General features: G+C 69.7%; 14 protein-coding genes. 10 read left to right on the plus strand and 4 right to left on the minus strand.

The window, feature by feature from the left end; all coding sequences use genetic code 11:
* The 3 genes from BLQ43_RS11140 to BLQ43_RS11150 all read right to left on the minus strand — a co-directional run.
* A partial coding sequence (locus tag BLQ43_RS11140) for a methyl-accepting chemotaxis protein (RefSeq protein WP_090020845.1) occupies nucleotides 1–2,256 on the minus strand: 2,256 nt, incomplete at its 3' end.
* A gap of 444 nt (nucleotides 2,257–2,700) precedes the next feature.
* Complete coding sequence (locus BLQ43_RS11145) at nucleotides 2,701–3,879, minus strand: SUMF1/EgtB/PvdO family nonheme iron enzyme (RefSeq protein ID WP_090020847.1); 1,179 nt, start codon at nucleotides 3,877–3,879, stop codon at nucleotides 2,701–2,703.
* Nucleotides 3,851–4,636 (minus strand): class II glutamine amidotransferase, encoded by a 786-nt coding sequence (locus BLQ43_RS11150; protein ID WP_090020849.1) that lies wholly within the window; start codon nucleotides 4,634–4,636, stop codon nucleotides 3,851–3,853. Before BLQ43_RS11150 ends, BLQ43_RS11145 begins: the two co-directional genes overlap by 29 nt.
* Nucleotides 4,637–4,763: 127 nt before the next feature.
* Here BLQ43_RS11150 and egtD point away from each other — a divergent pair, with 127 nt between their 5' ends.
* From egtD to BLQ43_RS11200, 10 genes are all read left to right on the plus strand, one after another.
* Complete coding sequence (gene egtD, locus BLQ43_RS11155) at nucleotides 4,764–5,783, plus strand: L-histidine N(alpha)-methyltransferase (protein ID WP_090020851.1); 1,020 nt, start codon at nucleotides 4,764–4,766, stop codon at nucleotides 5,781–5,783.
* A 318-nt stretch (nucleotides 5,784–6,101) separates the two neighbouring features.
* Nucleotides 6,102–7,487, plus strand: coding sequence for a substrate-binding protein (locus BLQ43_RS11160; protein WP_090020854.1), 1,386 nt, complete (start codon nucleotides 6,102–6,104; stop codon nucleotides 7,485–7,487).
* 101 nt (nucleotides 7,488–7,588) lie between these two features.
* A complete protein-coding gene (locus BLQ43_RS11165) occupies nucleotides 7,589–8,461 on the plus strand; it encodes a branched-chain amino acid ABC transporter permease (protein WP_090020856.1) in 873 nt (290 codons plus the stop codon).
* Nucleotides 8,458–9,507 (plus strand): branched-chain amino acid ABC transporter permease, encoded by a 1,050-nt coding sequence (locus tag BLQ43_RS11170; protein WP_090020859.1) that lies wholly within the window; start codon nucleotides 8,458–8,460, stop codon nucleotides 9,505–9,507. Before BLQ43_RS11165 ends, BLQ43_RS11170 begins: the two co-directional genes overlap by 4 nt.
* Before the next feature lie 44 nt (nucleotides 9,508–9,551).
* On the plus strand, nucleotides 9,552–10,307 hold the full coding sequence (locus BLQ43_RS11175; RefSeq protein ID WP_090020862.1) for an ABC transporter ATP-binding protein: 756 nt from the start codon (nucleotides 9,552–9,554) through the stop codon (nucleotides 10,305–10,307).
* Nucleotides 10,304–11,035, plus strand: a complete 732-nt coding sequence (locus BLQ43_RS11180; protein WP_090020864.1) for an ABC transporter ATP-binding protein — start codon at nucleotides 10,304–10,306, stop codon at nucleotides 11,033–11,035. The genes BLQ43_RS11175 and BLQ43_RS11180 overlap by 4 nt, the downstream gene beginning before the upstream one ends.
* Before the next feature lie 67 nt (nucleotides 11,036–11,102).
* Nucleotides 11,103–11,372 carry a hypothetical protein gene (locus BLQ43_RS11185; RefSeq protein ID WP_090020866.1) on the plus strand — a complete coding sequence of 90 codons (270 nt, stop codon included), beginning with the start codon at nucleotides 11,103–11,105 and terminating at the stop codon, nucleotides 11,370–11,372.
* Nucleotides 11,373–11,441: 69 nt separating this feature from the next.
* On the plus strand, nucleotides 11,442–12,194 hold the full coding sequence (locus BLQ43_RS11190) for a TlyA family RNA methyltransferase (RefSeq protein ID WP_090020869.1): 753 nt from the start codon (nucleotides 11,442–11,444) through the stop codon (nucleotides 12,192–12,194).
* 77 nt (nucleotides 12,195–12,271) lie between these two features.
* Nucleotides 12,272–12,742: a PAS domain-containing protein gene (locus BLQ43_RS11195; protein ID WP_176758648.1), complete on the plus strand. Its 471-nt coding sequence runs from the start codon at nucleotides 12,272–12,274 to the stop codon at nucleotides 12,740–12,742.
* Between the two features lie 135 nt (nucleotides 12,743–12,877).
* Nucleotides 12,878–13,348 (plus strand): PAS domain-containing protein, encoded by a 471-nt coding sequence (locus tag BLQ43_RS11200; protein ID WP_090020873.1) that lies wholly within the window; start codon nucleotides 12,878–12,880, stop codon nucleotides 13,346–13,348.
* Here the strand turns inward: BLQ43_RS11200 and sppA are convergent.
* The gene (gene sppA / locus BLQ43_RS11205) at nucleotides 13,326–15,170 is read right to left on the minus strand and encodes a signal peptide peptidase SppA (protein ID WP_143006266.1); all 1,845 of its coding nucleotides are present in this window, start codon (nucleotides 15,168–15,170) and stop codon (nucleotides 13,326–13,328) included. The two genes, BLQ43_RS11200 and sppA, sit on opposite strands and share 23 nt — an antisense overlap.
* Nucleotides 15,171–15,277: the final 107 nt, after the last annotated feature.

The following is a 15,277-nucleotide window of genomic DNA, read 5'->3' on the forward strand; positions in this document are numbered from 1 at the left end:
GGCGAAGCCCTTGCCCGCCTCGCCGGCGCGCGCCGCCTCGATCGTGGCGTTGAGGGCGAGCAGGTTGGTCTTCTCCGCGATGTCCTGAATCTGCTGGATGACGTCGCCGATCTGGTCCGCCGCCTGCGCCAATGATTGCACCTGCTGGGTGGCCTTGTCGGCCTCGCCGCTGGCCTCGCGCGCCGTTTCCGAGGACTGGCTGATGCGGTCCGAGACCTCGCGGATCGACTGCGTCAACTCCTGCGAGGCCGAGGCCACGGTCTGCACGTTGCCCGAGGCGCGCTCCGCCGCCTCCGCGACGTTGCCGGCCTTGCTCTTGGCGTCCTGGGCGACCGAGCTCATCGTGTTGGCGGTGCCGTCGAGCTGGGCGCCCGCCGCGCCCACGCGCTCGATGATGCTGCCGACCTCGTTCTCGAAGCGGTCGGCCAGCTCGTGCATCGCCCGGCGGCGCTCCTCGGCCGCGCGCTCGCGCTCCTCGTCGGCGCGGCGGTTGGCTTCCTGCGCCTCCGCCATGCCGTCGCGGAAGACCACCAGCGCGCTCGCCATCTCCGAGATCTCGTCGTGGCCGCGCGTGTCGATCTCCGCCTCCAGATCGCCGCCCGCGACCTGCTGCGTCTGCGCCGTCAGGCGGTCCAGCCGGCGCCCGAAGCTGCGGCCCACGTAGAGCCACGCCACCAGCCCCGCGATCACCAGGCTCGCCACCGCGATCCCGGCCAGCCACATGCGGCCCTGGGTGATGGCGGCGCCCACCGTGGCCGTGCCGGTGTCCACGGCCGAGCGGCTGGCGGCGACAACCTTGTCCACACTGGCGGACAGGTTCCCGCTCGCCTGGCGCGCTTTGTCCAGCGCGTCTTGTGCGCTGGCCTGCGCTTTCAACTGCTGGCGCCGCAGCGCGAACACGCTCTTGTCGCCCTGACCGAGACTGACCAGGGCGTTGGCGTTTTCGCGCACAGCCTTGGTCTCCTCGCCGTAGCCCAGGGTGTTGATGGCCATGATGATGTCGTTCGCGGAGTCCTGGAAGCGCTTCTCCAGGCGTTTCAGGCCCTCGGTGGAATCGACGTTCGCGGCGGTGGCGAGGATGCCGGCCGCGTTGTTGGTCGCGCTCTGGATCGTGAGGTAGGCGCGCAGCGCCGAGACTTCTTCGTTGATGAGCTGCGAGATCCGGCCCGAGATTTCGCCGCCGACGGTTTCGGCCTGCGTCTGCATCCGTTTTTCGGCCTTGTCGACGAGCTTGGTGACGTTCTGGATCAGCGTGGAGTGCATGCGCCGCGCCGACTTCAGCGTCCGGTCGCGCCGGCCCGCGAAGCTCTCGTCGTCCAGCGCCTTCTTGTGCAGCGCGCCCACGCTCTCGTCGCCCGTGGCAGCTTTGCGAATCTTGTCGGCGGCGACGAAGATGATGCCGTTGCTGCCGTCCTCGGGAACGGCCTCGATGTTTTCGTTGAAGGGCTTGACGGCCTTCTTGAGCTTTTTCTGGATCGGATTGACCGAGAAAGAAAGCTTGGTCGTCGGCACTTGGGCGAGCAGCGCCATGATGCGATTGGCATTGGCGCGCAACTCCAGAAGGTCGCGCAGCCGGCCGACATCCTGCTTCACCAGCGAGTTCAGCGTCTTCACGCTTTTCTCGCTGGCGTCGGCGGCACCGTTCTGCAGCGCGGTGTCCGCTTCATCGAGTTTGGGGCCGATGGCCTTCTGCACGGCCGTGTGACGCTCGCGCACCTTTTCCACGGCCGCGGCGACGTCGGCCTTGGCCGCGAGCCGCGCCTTCACGGCTTTGTTCAGGTCGTAGACGACGTTTTCGAGCTGCTCGGCCTGCGCCGCCAGATCGGCGTCGGTTGTTTGCGTGGCGCCGTCGAGGCTTTTCACCTGTTTGTTCAGTGTGGTGCTGCGCTCTTCCAGCTTGGCGTGCGCCTGCTTGCGCTCGTCCTGGCTGTCGGCGCCGGCGAGAACCGGGGCCGCCGCCGAAAGCGCCTCGCTGTTGCGGGCGAGGTCCAGGGCCGCCGTCATGCGGGGGACGTGGGTGGTTGACACTTCCTGCATGGCGGCGTCCACCGCGCGGTAGGAAAACCACCCGACGCCGCCGGCGGCCACGGTGAGCGCGGCGACGACGCCGAAGGCGACGAAGAGGCGCGCTTTTACCCCGAACCGGCGCTGGCCCCCGCCGGCGCGCGTCCCGGCGGCCGTCTCGCCAGTGCCGTCCGCGCCCGCCGGTGCCGCCGTGCCCGTCTCGTGCGTTTCACCACCCTCGTCCTGGCTCATGGTGCTTCCTCCTCGCCGGGCCGCGCGCCCGGCTCAGCGCCAGATTCTCGGTTTTTTTGAGCAAAAGAGTCGTTAGCCAATGACAATATGTAACGGTCGTGAAGCAAATCTTAAAGCGGGGTTGCACGCAGGACGGTGCGTGTGCTCAACGACCGACCGTCCTACCAACAGTCGGCCCTGATCGAATGCAAGGCAACTTGGCCTGTGCGTTTGGCATGGCAAAAACACGTCGTCATGGCTGTTTTTTGCCCGAACCTCAGGTCACCGGATTTATCATGAAACCAAAAATGCACACCGACTCCGTATTTCGCTGCGCTCGGCCGGCGCGCTGGGGTCTTATTTGTAGTCCGGTTGATGCGCGTACACAACCGCATGCGCAAAGACGCGTGGCGAGCGGTACCGCGAGGGTGCGCAGCCGCATGGAGAACCTCGCGGCGCCGCGCCTCACCAGGCCAGGCGCAGCCCCGTGAAGGCGTGGCGCACCTCGGGCTCGAAGAAGTTGCGGAAGCTGGGCCGGCGGACGGCGTCGTGCGTCCAGGCGCTGCCGCCGCGTGCGATCATGTGGCGGCCGTCGAACCAGGGAACGGAATAGCCCTCATAGGGGAAGGCGCGGAAACCGGGGTAGGGGAAGAGGGCGTTGGCGCACCACTCCCAGACCCGTCCCGTGCCATTGAGCAGGCCGGTGCGCGCCGCGGCCTCCCATTCGTGCTCGTGGGGCAGACGCGCGTCCGCCCAGGCGGCGAAGGCGGCGGCCTCGTGCCAGCTTACGCCCATGACCGGGGCATCCGGATCGAGCGGGCGCACGCCGTCCGGCGTGACCTCGACCCAGGCGCCGTTCGCGGCCCGACGCCATGCGTCCGGCGCGGCGATGGCGTTCGCCTCGCGCCAAGCCTGGCCGGTTTCGCTCCACCAGCGGTTGGTGCGGTAGCCGCCGTCGGCCATGAACGCCAGCCATTCGGCGTTGGTGACGGGATGCCGGGCGATGCGGCCGCCGGCGAGATCCACCTCGCTCGCCGGCCGCTCGTTGTCGTAGGCGCGCACGTCGTCCCAGCCCACGCGGACACGGCCCGCGGGCAGGGCCGCCGTTTCGGGCGCGGGGATCGCGGGAGCGGGCGTTGCGGGCGCGTGCGGATCGGGTGCCTCGCGGTGCGCCCGCTGCGCCAGCACGAAGCGGATGGTTTCCAAGTGCTGGGCGTGGTGCTGGTGCAGGAAATGGAGCAGGTAGCTGTCCGCCATCAGCGGATGGTCGCGCAGCGCCGGGGGCGGGTCGGCCAGGAGCGCGCGGTGGTGGGCGTGCTCGCGCTCGACGTGGGTGAGCAGGGCGTCGCGCTCGGGCACGCGCTGGCCGCGGCTGTCCTTGGCGCTGAACTCCGGGAAGTAGAGGGCGTGCTGGCCCGGATCGGACGGTTCGCCCAGGCAGAGTTCGCGCAGCCAGTAGCGCTCGACCAGCGCGCAGTGCCCCAGGTGCCAGCCGATGGGGCTGAGCAGGGGATGGTACTGCCTCGCCACCTCGGCGGGCGTCAGCGCTTCCGCGATCCGGCGGGTCGCGCGGTGCAGACCTTCGAGTTCGCCCGGAACACCGTCCGGATCGGTGTCACCCGGCGAGCGGGCGGCGTGCGACATCGGCATCGGCCTCCAGCACCACGAGGTGATCGGACGGCACGGGCGTCCAGCCGGCGTCGCCGTCCAGCGGTTCGGACGCCACCAGCCGGCCGCCGGCGAAGCCATCGTGCCCCGTATGGACGTAGAGGCTGGGCGGCGCCGCGGCCAGGGCGTGGCGCACCGCCACCACGCGCGTCCCATCGCTCACGGCCAGGTTCAGCAGTGCTTTGCCGCCCTGCATCCAATCGCGCAGCAGGCCGAGCAGCCGCTCGACATGGACCGTGAGGTCCGCGCCGGGGTCGTCCGCCGCGAGCTGGCGCAGCGCGGCGAAGACGTATTCGGAATCCGTGGTGCCGGCGATCCCCGCCTCGACCTCGGGGCGCAGCCAGGCGCGCATGCGCGTTCGCACGACCTCGGCGAAGCCGCTCAGGAAGCCGTTGTGCAGGAACAGGAGCCCGTCCGCGGCGAAGGGCATGGTGTTGGCCACGGCGATGGACAGCGGGTCGGTGGCGCTGCGCACGTTCGCCAGCCACAGGGGGCGCGTCAGGCTGCGCCCCAGCGCGGGCAGGTTGGCGTCGCCCCACGCGGGCAGGGTGGAGCGGTAGGCGGCGGGCCCGCCGTCGTCGGCGTACCAGCCCACGCCCACGCCGTCGGCGTTCAGCGTCGCCGACAGCGTTTCCCGCGGGGCGTGGGCCTGTTCGATCAGGCTGTGCGGCGGCGTTCGCAGGAACTGGTCAAGCGCGAGGGGTTGCCCCACGTAGGCGGCGAGACGACACACGAGGCGGCCTCTCCAATGGATGACAGGAGCTGCGCTTGTGAGGCCGAAGTGCGCGTGCGAGGCTTCGGCACTCAGGGGTCAGCACACGGGCAACGTAGGGGCCGCACCGGCTTAGGGGAAGATAACCGTGACGCCAAGCAGTCCCGACGCCGCGACCGCCCCCGTCGATGCCGACGCCGCCATCGCCGCCGTCGAACCGCTGCCGCCATCCCGCCGCGTGTCCGGGTTGATCGAGGACGTGCGTGCGGGCTTTGCCAAGCGCCCGCGCGAGCTGTCGCCCAAGTACTTCTACGACGCCCGCGGCGCCGAGCTGTTCGAGCGCATCTGCGCGCTGCCGGAATACTACCTCACGCGCAGCGAGGCCGGGCTGCTCGACGCGCACGCGGACGCGCTGATCGACCGCGTGCGCCCGGACCACATCGTGGAGCTGGGCGCGGGCAGCGCGCGCAAGACGGAAACCCTGCTGGCCGCGTGCGAGCGCGCCGGCCTGGACACCGCCTTCTGGCCGCTCGACGTCTGCGCCAGCGTGCTCGTCGAGGCGCGCGAGCGCTTGCAGGCGCGGTTCCCCGGCCTGCGGGTGCGCGCGCTGGCGGGCGACCACACGGCCGGCCTGGACCACCTGCCGCCACGGACGGGGCGCACGCTCTTCGTCTTCCTGGGCAGCTCGCTGGGTAACTTCGAGGGTGAGAGCGCGCGCACCCTGCTCGGCGACATCGCCGCGTGCATGGGGGGCGAGGACCGGCTGCTGCTCGGCGTCGACCCCGTGAAGGACCGGGAAACCCTGGAAGCCGCCTACAACGACAGCGAGGGCGTGACGGCCGCGTTCAACGCCAACGTGCTCAACGTCCTGAACCGCGAGCTGGACGGCGACATCGACGTGGACGCCTTCCGCCACCGGGCGGTGTTCAACCCCGCGGCCAATCGCATCGAGGCCTATCTGGACGTCGTGCGCCGCCACACGGCGCGGTTGGGGGCGCTGGGTGAAACGTATACTTTCGTGGAAGGCGAGAGCCTGTTCACGGAAATCAGCCGCAAGTTCACGCCGACGGGTCTGGACGGCGACCTCAATCCCGCCGGCCTTGCGCGCGAAGTGGACTTTTTCGCAGACCGCAATCGCTACGCGCTTCACCTCGTGCGGCGGGCGTGAGTCCGGGCGCTGTGGACGTGGCGTCTCGCCACAGGTACCCTTTGTGATGCGTGCTCCCCGCCGGTCCCAGATCGTGGTGCGCAAACACGCCCCACGCTGGCGGCCGGCCGAAGGCAACACAGGGCAACATCACACGAGAACCAACAGCACACGCGAAGACCCAACCGCCGCGAAGGCGCAACAACCGATAAGCCTCAACAGGGGCAAGCCGAACCACGGGTCCGACCCAACCAACGGGCCCGCACGCCGTCACAACACCGCCAAGGGCCGACGGCGAATCGACAAGCAACGAACAGGGTCAACCTCCGGGAGGCGTTCATGACATCCGACGACAACACCAACGGTTCCGCCTGGTCGCGCCGGCGCATTCTGAAGGCCGGTGCCGCGGGGACCGCCGGGCTCGGCGCCATCCTCGCCAACGGCAAGATGCCGTATCACTTCGTGCGCGGCGCGTTCGCCGAGGAAGCCATCGGCAACTTCCCCATCAAGGGCAAGACGGCCGTGTTCGGCTTCAACGTGCCGCAGACGGGTGCCTACGCCGATGAGGGCAAGGACGAGCTGCGCGCCTACAAGCTGGCCGTGAAGCACCTCAACGAGGGCGGCGGCATGCTGGAGACGATGCAGCCGACCGCGCTCTCCGGCAACGGTGTGCTGGGCAAGAAGATCGATTTCGTCACCGGCGACACTCAGACCGACCCCGACGCCGCGCGGCAGAGCGCGCGCCGCATGATCGAGCGCGACGGCGTCATCATGTACTCGGGCGGATCGTCGTCCGCCGTGGCGATCGCCCAGCAGTCGCTCGCCCAGCAGATGGGCGTGATCTTCATGTCCGGGCTGACGCACTCCAACGACACCACGGGCAAGGACCGGCGCCGCTACGGCTTCCGGCACTTCTTCAACGCCTACATGTCGGGCCAGGCGCTCGGCCCCATCCTGTCCGAGCAGTACGGCGAGGACCGCAAGGCCTTCCACCTGACGGCGGACTACACCTGGGGCCACACGCAGTACGAGTCCATCAAGAACGCGACCGAGGGCCAGGGCTGGAAGACGGTCAACAACATCATGACCCCGCTGGGCACCTCGGACTACAGCCAGTTCCTGACGGCGGTGCTCAACTCGGACGCCGACGTGCTGGTGCTGAACCACTACGGCGGGGACATGGTGAACTCCATCACCCAGGCCGTGCGCTTCGGCATGAAGGGCAAGTCCGTGGGCGGCAAGGAGATGCAGATCGTCGTCCCGCTGTACAGCCGCCTCATGGCCCAGGGGGCCGGCGCCGAGAACATCGAGGGCGTGCTGGGCAGCCAGAACTGGAACTGGAAGCTGGACGACGCCGGCTCCAATGCCTTCAAGAAGGCGTTCGAGGCGGAGTACGGCCAGCCGCCGTCCCAGGCCGCGCACACGGCCTACGTCCAGACCCTGCTGTACGCGGACGCCGTCGAGCGGGCGGAGACCTTCTATCCGCCGGCCGTCATCAAGGCGCTGGAGGACCACGAGTTCGACGGCATGGGCAACGGCAAGACCACCTACCGCGCCTGTGACCACCAGTGCTTCAAGGACATGCTCGTCGTGCAGGGCAAGGCCCCGTCGGAGGCCGAGAGCGAGTTCGATCTGCTTAAGATCGTCTCGCAGGTGCCGGAGAAGCAGGTGAGTTACGCCTGCGACTTCTTCTCGGGCGAGCTGGGCGACTACAAGCCCGCCTGACGACGCGTCCGGGCCGACACGGCATTCCACGGACAAGGCATTGAAGCCACCCCGGTGCGCGCTTCGGCGTTCCGGGGTGGCCGCGCCAGCGGGGGACCCGGATGGAGCTGGCTGATTTTGCCCTTCAAATGGTTTCCGGCCTGCAGCGCGGGGCGATCTTCGTCCTCATCGCGCTGGGGCTGACGCTGATTTTCGGCACCCTGGGTGTCGTCAACTTCGCCCACGGCGCGCTCTACATGCTGGGCGCCTACCTGGGCTTCGTGGTTATTTCCTACGCGGGCCACTGGACCGCCTTCATCGCGGTGCCGCTCGCCCTCTTCGTCATCGGGATCGCCCTGGAACGCGGGCTCATCCGCTACTTCTACCAGCGCCCCGTCACGGATCAGATCCTGGTGACCTTCGGCCTGGCGCTGGTGATTCAGGAACTCATGCGCTGGATCTTCGGCGGCACCAACCTGCCCTACAAGATCCCGACGTGGGCGGCGATTCCGGTGGACATCGGCATCGGCTTCTACCCGCCCTGGCGGCTGCTGATCATCGGGGTGACCGCGGCCGTGGTGCTCGCGCTCTTCCTGCTGTTCCGCTACACGCGCTTCGGCTTGGTGGTGCGCGCGGGCATGCGCGATCCCGAGATGCTCAAGTTCCTGGGCATCAACGTCACCCAGCGGTTTTCCATCGTCTTCGGGCTGGGCGCGCTGCTGGCGGGAATCGCCGGGGTGATGGGCGCGCCGACCACCGGCGTCGTCCCCGAGGTCGGCATGCACGTGCTGGTGCCGTCCTTCCTCGTCGTCGTCATCGGCGGCATGGGCAGCATTCCGGGCGCGGTGGTCGCGGGCCTGCTGCTGGGCGTGGCGAAGAGCCTGACGGTGATGCTCTATCCGCCGCTGTCCGACGTCATCCTCTATGTGGTCGCCGCCGTCGTCATTCTCTGGCGTCCGCGCGGGCTGATGGGCCTGAAGGGAGTGATGGAATGATCAGTCCCCTGCGCACGATGTCCGCCAGCCGCGAAACCGCGGTCATGGCGGGGGTGGTGCTGGCGTTCGCCCTGCTGCCGTTCATCCTGCCCCTGATCGGCGGCTACGGCGAGCTGGCGGTCCAGATCGCGGTCTGGGCGATCTTCGCGTTGGGCTTCGACCTGCTTGTGGGCTTCACAGGGTTCCTGTCGTTCGGCCACGCCGCCTTCTGGGGCGTGTCGATGTACGCGGGCGCGCTGACGCTCCAGCACGTCACGACGAACGCGCTGGCGGCCATCGTCTTCGGGGTGATCGCCGGCACGATCGTGGCCGTCGTCATCGGCTACCTGACGCTGCGCCGCCACGGCATCTACTTCGCCATCCTGACGCTGGCGTTCTCGCAGATGTTCTACTTCATCGCGCTCTCGCCGGCGCAGGACATCACCGGCGGCGACAACGGCCTGACCGGCATTCCCTACGCCGAGTTCTTCGGCGCCACGCTGTCGGGCTGGCACGTCATGTATCCGGTCATCGCCGTGATCGGGGTGGGCGCGGTCTACGTCGCGCGGCGCATCGCGCGCTCGCCCTACGGGCTGATGCTGCGCGCGATCAAATCGAACGAAACGCGCCTGCAGTACACCGGGATCAACGTGCGCGGCTACCGCCTGATGGCCTTCGTGATCAGCGGCATCTTCGCCTCGCTGGCCGGCATCCTCTTCGGCATCTACGAAACCTACGTGCCGATCCACAGCCTGCACTGGGCGACCTCGGGCGAGGTCGTGATGATGTCGGTGATCGGCGGCCTGGGCACGCTCTTCGGGCCCATGATCGGGGCGGCCGTGGTGCTCTACCTGGAGAACGTGCTCTCCGCGACGATCGCGCAGTGGCTGCTCATCCAGGGCGCCATCTTCATGGCCTTCGTGATCTTCCTGCCGGGCGGGATCGCCGACGGCATCCGCCGTGTGGCGCTGTTCGTCCGGCGTTCGGGCGGCGCGGCACGCACCTCGGCCAGCCACGGCGAGACTGCCGCGGGCCGGGACGCTGTCCAGGAATCGCCGGGCGAATGACCGGCCCGGCCAACCCTCACGAGCGAGAAGGAGACGGGGACCGCATGGCGCTTCTGGACCTCCAGGGGGTTTCCAAGAGCTTCGGGGGCCTCGCCGCCCTGTCCAACGTGGACCTGCAGGTGGAAGAAGGGCAGGCGCACGCGATCATCGGGCCCAACGGCGCGGGCAAGAGCACGCTGATCAACGCCATCACCGGCCGCCTGACCCCGGACATGGGCTCGGTGACCTTCGCCGGGCAGTCGCTGCTGGGCCTGAAGCCGCACCAGATCGTTCAGCAGGGCATCGCGCGCGTTTTCCAGACGCCCGAGATCTTTCACGACATGACCTGCCTGGAAAACGTCACCATCGCGGCGCTGGCGCACCGGGACGGCGCCTTCAAGCCCAACTTCCTGCAGCATCCCCGGCGCATGCGCCAGCAGCGCGACGCCGCGGCCGAGCGGCTCGCCGAGGTGGGGCTGGCGGATCAGCGGGAGATGCCGGCGGGCCACCTCGCCCGCGGCGACAAGCGCCGCCTGGAGCTGGCGATCTGCCTGGCGAACAACCCGCGCATGCTGCTGCTGGACGAGCCCACCGCCGGCATGGCCCAGCACGAAACCCAGAACACAATCCAGGTGCTCAAACGCATCGGCGAGAAGGGCATGACCAAGATCGTGATCGAGCACGACATGGGCGTGGTGTTCTCGCTCGCCGACAAGATCACCGTCCTGCACCAGGGCACGGTGATCGCGTCCGGCGCGCCCGAGCAGGTGCGCGAGGATCCGGCCGTTCACGAGGCCTATCTGGGAGGCGCGCACGAATGAGCGCAGCACAGGAAACCGGGGCGCAGCCCTACTTCACCTGCCGGGATCTGCACGCCTACTACGGCGAGAGCTACATCGTTCAGGGCGTGAACCTGGACGTGCACGACAACGAGATCCTGGCGCTGCTGGGGCGCAACGGCGCGGGCAAGACCTCGACGCTGCGCACCATCGCCCGCGCCTCGCAGCCCGCCCTGCGCAAGGGAGAGATCTACCTGCGCGGCCAGCCCGTGCACAGCATGAAGACACACGAGGCGGCCCAGGCCGGCATCTCCATCGTGCCCGAGGACCGGCGCATCATCCCCGGCCTGACCGTGGAGGAGAACCTGATCGTCGCCCAGGTCGCCAAGAGCCCCGGCTGGACGCTGGACCAGATCTACGAGCACTTCCCCCGCCTGGCCGAGCGCCGGCGCCAGATGGCGACGACGCTCTCGGGCGGCGAGCAGCAGATGCTGGCGATCGGGCGTGCGCTGGCGCGCAAGGTCCACCTCCTGCTGCTGGACGAGCCCTACGAAGGGCTGGCGCCCAAGATCGTGCAGGAGATCGAAAACATCCTGACGATGGTGAAGCAGACGGGCATGACCACCATCCTGGTGGAGCAGAACGCCATCGCCGCGCTGCGGCTGGCCGACCGCTGCGCCATCCTGGACGAGGGCCACATCGTCCACACCGGCAAGCCCGACACCGTGCTTCACGACGAGGACATCCGCCGCAAGTACCTGGCGGTGTGACCGCCGCCCCTTGCCGCCGGCGCCGCGCTGTGGCGGGTTCCGATCCGCTGCGGACGGAGGCGCCGGCATGGCCATCTATCTCGTGACCCTGGACCTGACGCGCGACGACAAGGCGTACCGCGGGCTGACGGACGCCTTGAAGCGCTACGTCCACTGCCGCCCGCAGGCGCGCGTCTGGCTGCTCGACAGCGAGGCGAAGGCCAGCCGCATCCGCGACGAGCTGCGCCAGCACGTCCACCCGAAGGACGGCATCATCGTCGCCCAGCTCAAGCCCCAGGCGGCGATGATGGGCGAGACCTGCCACGCCTGGCTGAAGGACGGCGCCCGGCGCTGGTGACCGGCCGGGTCAGGGGTCAACACGGGCATCCCGATCCCCAGATCGCGGACCGGCAGCACGGGGAAGTGCATGGCGAGGGACAAGCGGCGCGCGGATCAGCTGGTTGTGGACCGGGGGCTGGCGGACAGCCGTAGCCGCGCGCAGGCGCTCATCATGGCGGGCGCGGTTTACGCGGGCACCCAGCGGGTGATGAAGGCGGGGCAGCAGCTCGCCGTGGACGCCGAGCTCTCGGTGAAGGGCCGCGATCATCCCTGGGTCAGCCGCGGCGGCCTGAAGCTGGCCCCGGCGCTGGACCAGTTCGCCGTCGACCCCACGGGTGCGGTCGCCCTCGACCTGGGCGCCTCGACGGGCGGCTTCACCGACGTCCTGCTCCAGCGCGGCGCCGCGCGGGTCTACGCCGTGGACGTCGGCCACGGCCAGCTCGCCTGGAAGCTGCGCCAGGACGAACGCGTCACCGTGCTGGAGCGCACCAACGCCCGGAACCTGACGACCGAGCACGTGCCCGAACCCGTCGATCTCATCGTCTCCGACGCCAGCTTCATCTCGCTGTTGACCATCCTGCCGCCCGCGCTGGCCCTGGCGGCGCCGGGTGCGCGCCTGCTCGCGCTCATCAAGCCGCAGTTCGAGGTCGGCAAGGCGCGCGTGGGCAAGGGCGGCGTCGTGCGCGATCCCGCGCTGCACGGGGAAGCGTGCGAGAAAATCCGCGCGTGGCTGGCCGCGCAGCCCGGCTGGCGCGTGCTCGGGCTCGAGGAAAGCGCCGTAACCGGGCCGGACGGCAACCGCGAGTTCCTGCTCGCGGCCATTCGCGACGGGCAAACCTGACGGCGGTGGAAGGTTTGCCGGTTCTTTCAATTTGAGCTAATTTGGAGGCTCGAAACCGCCGCAAAGGGGTACCCCGGGTGCACCTCGACGCCACGAAAGCGCGCCGGTTGCCGCCGGACGTTCTCCGGGCGGCCAAGCCGCGCGAAGCGCTCATCGAATGGCAGCGCCGGCACGGCCTGCACGGCGCGCTGCCCACGCGCGCGGACTTCGACCCCCTGACGATTCCCGGCCTGCTCGGCCACCTGATGATTCTCGACGTTTACCCGCCGCCGGTGGGCTTCCGCGTGCGCCTCTTCGGCACCGGGGTGGTGGACCTGCTGGACGCGGACTGGACGGGGCTGAGCGTCGACGCCCACAACCTCGGTCCCCTGGGCGGCTACGTTGCCGCTGCGCTGGAAACGACGCGTGACAGCCGGGCGCCGACGGCCGGTGCCAACACCCTGCACCGCGACCGCCACGGCCGGGTCGAATACGAGGTCGTGCGGCTGCCGCTGGCCGGTGACGCGCAGGCGATCACCCAGATCCTCGCGTGCGTGCAGGCGCTGTAAGCGGGGGCTGCCGGGCCGAGTTTCAACCGTTGATAGGTATTTGAACCGGGCCCTCGCTTACTGAAGAGAATCTTTCAGCGGATTTCGGCGTGTGCTAGTTTCGATCACCAAGCGTAATGGTCGGGGGCGATTCGGTTGCCGCTTGAGCGCCACGAACCGCGCGAACTCACGCCCGGCATGGTCGGTGCGCGCACGCCGCGCGACGCCCTGATCGAGTGGCGGCGGGGCCAGGGGGTCGACGGTGAGTTGCCGCGGGGCGCCGACGTCGGCGCCTTCTCGACGCCGCGGCTGGCGCGCCACCTCCTGGTGCTGGATGTCGTTAGCAATCCGGTGCGCTTTCGTGTACGGCTTGTGGGGTCCGACATCGTCGCGCTGATCGGCGAGGACTGGACGGGCTGCTGGGTCGACCACCGCCACCTTGGCCCGCTTGGCGTGCACGTGGCCGGGGCGCTGGCGACCACCGTGGGCAAGCACGGCCCGACGGCGGGCGCGAACACCATTCACCGCCCCAAGCGCCCATGCATCGCCTACGAGGCCGTGCGCCTGCCCCTGCGCGGTCCCGGCTCCACCGTGGAACAGATCGTCAGCTGCCTTGAGGCGGCGTAAAGCGCCCTGACCGCGCCGCGCTTCCCGGATCTCCCACGGCTTCCGCGGCGGGCGTGGCGCGCAGCCGGCCGCGGCTGTCCAGCATGTCCACGACGTCGACCACCGGGCGCAGCGTTTCCGCCACGCGCGCCAGGTTGCGCGCCGCCGGGCTGGCGATGCGGCCACTGAGCGCCTGTTGCAGGAAGCGGCGGAAGGGGTCCTCGGGCTTCGGGAACGGCTCCAGGCGCACGCGCCGGTCGCCGGGGATCTCTCCGAGCTGCTTGGCAACGCCGACCGCGTGGCGGAAGCCGCCCAGGCTGTCCACCAGCCCCATCGCCTTGGCGTCCGCGCCCGTGAAGACCTTGCCCTGCGCCGCCTCGGCGACGGCCTCCTCGGACAGCCCGCGGCCCTGCGCCACCTTGCTGGTGAAGTCGGCGTAGGTATCGTCCAGCGACTGCTGGAAGTGCTTCCACTCCGCCTCGGAGAAGTCGCTGTTGGGGCTCCAGTAGTCGGCGCGCGGGCCGGTCTGCACGCCGTCGAAGCTCACGCCCAGCTTGTCCCAAAGGCCGGTGAGCACGAACTTGCCGCCGGCCACGCCGATCGAGCCCGTCAGCGTCCCCGGCGCGGCGACGATGCGGTTGGCCGGCGCGGCCACGAAGTAGCCGCCGGAGGCCGCGATGTCGCCCATCGAGACGACGATGGGCGTGTCCGCCTCGCGCGCCTGCTTGACCGCGTGCCAGATGGTGTCGCTGGCGACGTAGCTGCCGCCGGGACTGCTCACGCGCAGCACGATGGCCCGCACCGCGTCGTCCTTCAGCGCGTTTTGAACGCCTGTGCTCACGGTGTCCGCGCCCATGGTTTGCGGCCCCATGAGCGGGCTGCCGTCGCTCTCGCCGGCCGTGACGGGCCCGAGCGCGTCCACCACGGCGACGCGCGGCGCGTCCTCGGGGGCGCGGTCGTCGCGCGCGGCGGCATAGACGTCGAACGCGATCGGCTCGGCGGCTTCACCGGCCTTTTCCATCAACGCGGCTTCCATTTCCGCGCGGTAGCCCAGGGTGTCGACGAGGCCGGCGTCCTTCGCGGCTTCCGCGGAAAGCGGCGCATTCTTGGCGAGCGTTCGGACCTGGCCGGTGTCCAGGCCGCGGCCCTCGGCCAGCGCCCGCACCACCTGATCCATCAGGCCGTCGACCAGCCGCCCCAGGTTCTCGCGCTGCGGCTCGGGCATGTCCTCGGCCGTGAAGCGGTCGGCGAGGCCCTTGTAGGCCTTGCGCTGATCCACGCGCGGGGTCACGCCCAGCTTCTCCAGCGCGCCCTTGAGGAAGGCGCTCTGCGCCTGGAAGCCGATCAGGTCGTAGTCGCCGGAGGGCTGCAGCCACACCCGGTCGAAGGCGCTCGTCAGGTAGGCGTGGATCGTGCCCGCCGCACCGCCGCTCAGCGTCTCCGCGAAGGCGTGGGCCGGCTTGCCGCTTTCGCGGAAGGCCTCGACGGCGGCGTGCACCTCCTGCGCCTGCGCCATGCCCAGGCCGCCGCGCCCCACGCGCACGGCCAACGCCTTCACCTGCGGGTCGTCGGCGGCCGTGTGGATGGTGTCCACGGCCCGGCGCAGCACCAGCGGGGTGTCGCCCGCGGCGCGGCGGAGCGGGTTGGCGGCCGGCGTTTCGGCCACGCCGCGCGTCAGGTCGATGGAGACGACGGCGCGCTGCGGCACCTCGGGCTCGGCGGGGCCGAAGTCCTTCAGCTCTTCCCAGGCCACGCCGGCAGCGACGGCGAGCAGGATGACGATCAGGCCGACGCTGGCCAGGAAGCCCACGGCACACTTGAGCAGGAACAGGATCAGGCGCATCACGGCGGTCTCCGCGGGTGGCGATCGGCGGCGCGCGGCGGCCCCGGCGCCGGGCTCCACCCTGAATCATTGCGTCGGCTGCGGCCACCGGCTACATCGCCCGTCCG

The sequence above is a fragment of the Limimonas halophila genome (assembly GCF_900100655.1).
Taxonomy (GTDB): Bacteria; Pseudomonadota; Alphaproteobacteria; order Kiloniellales; family Rhodovibrionaceae; genus Limimonas; species Limimonas halophila.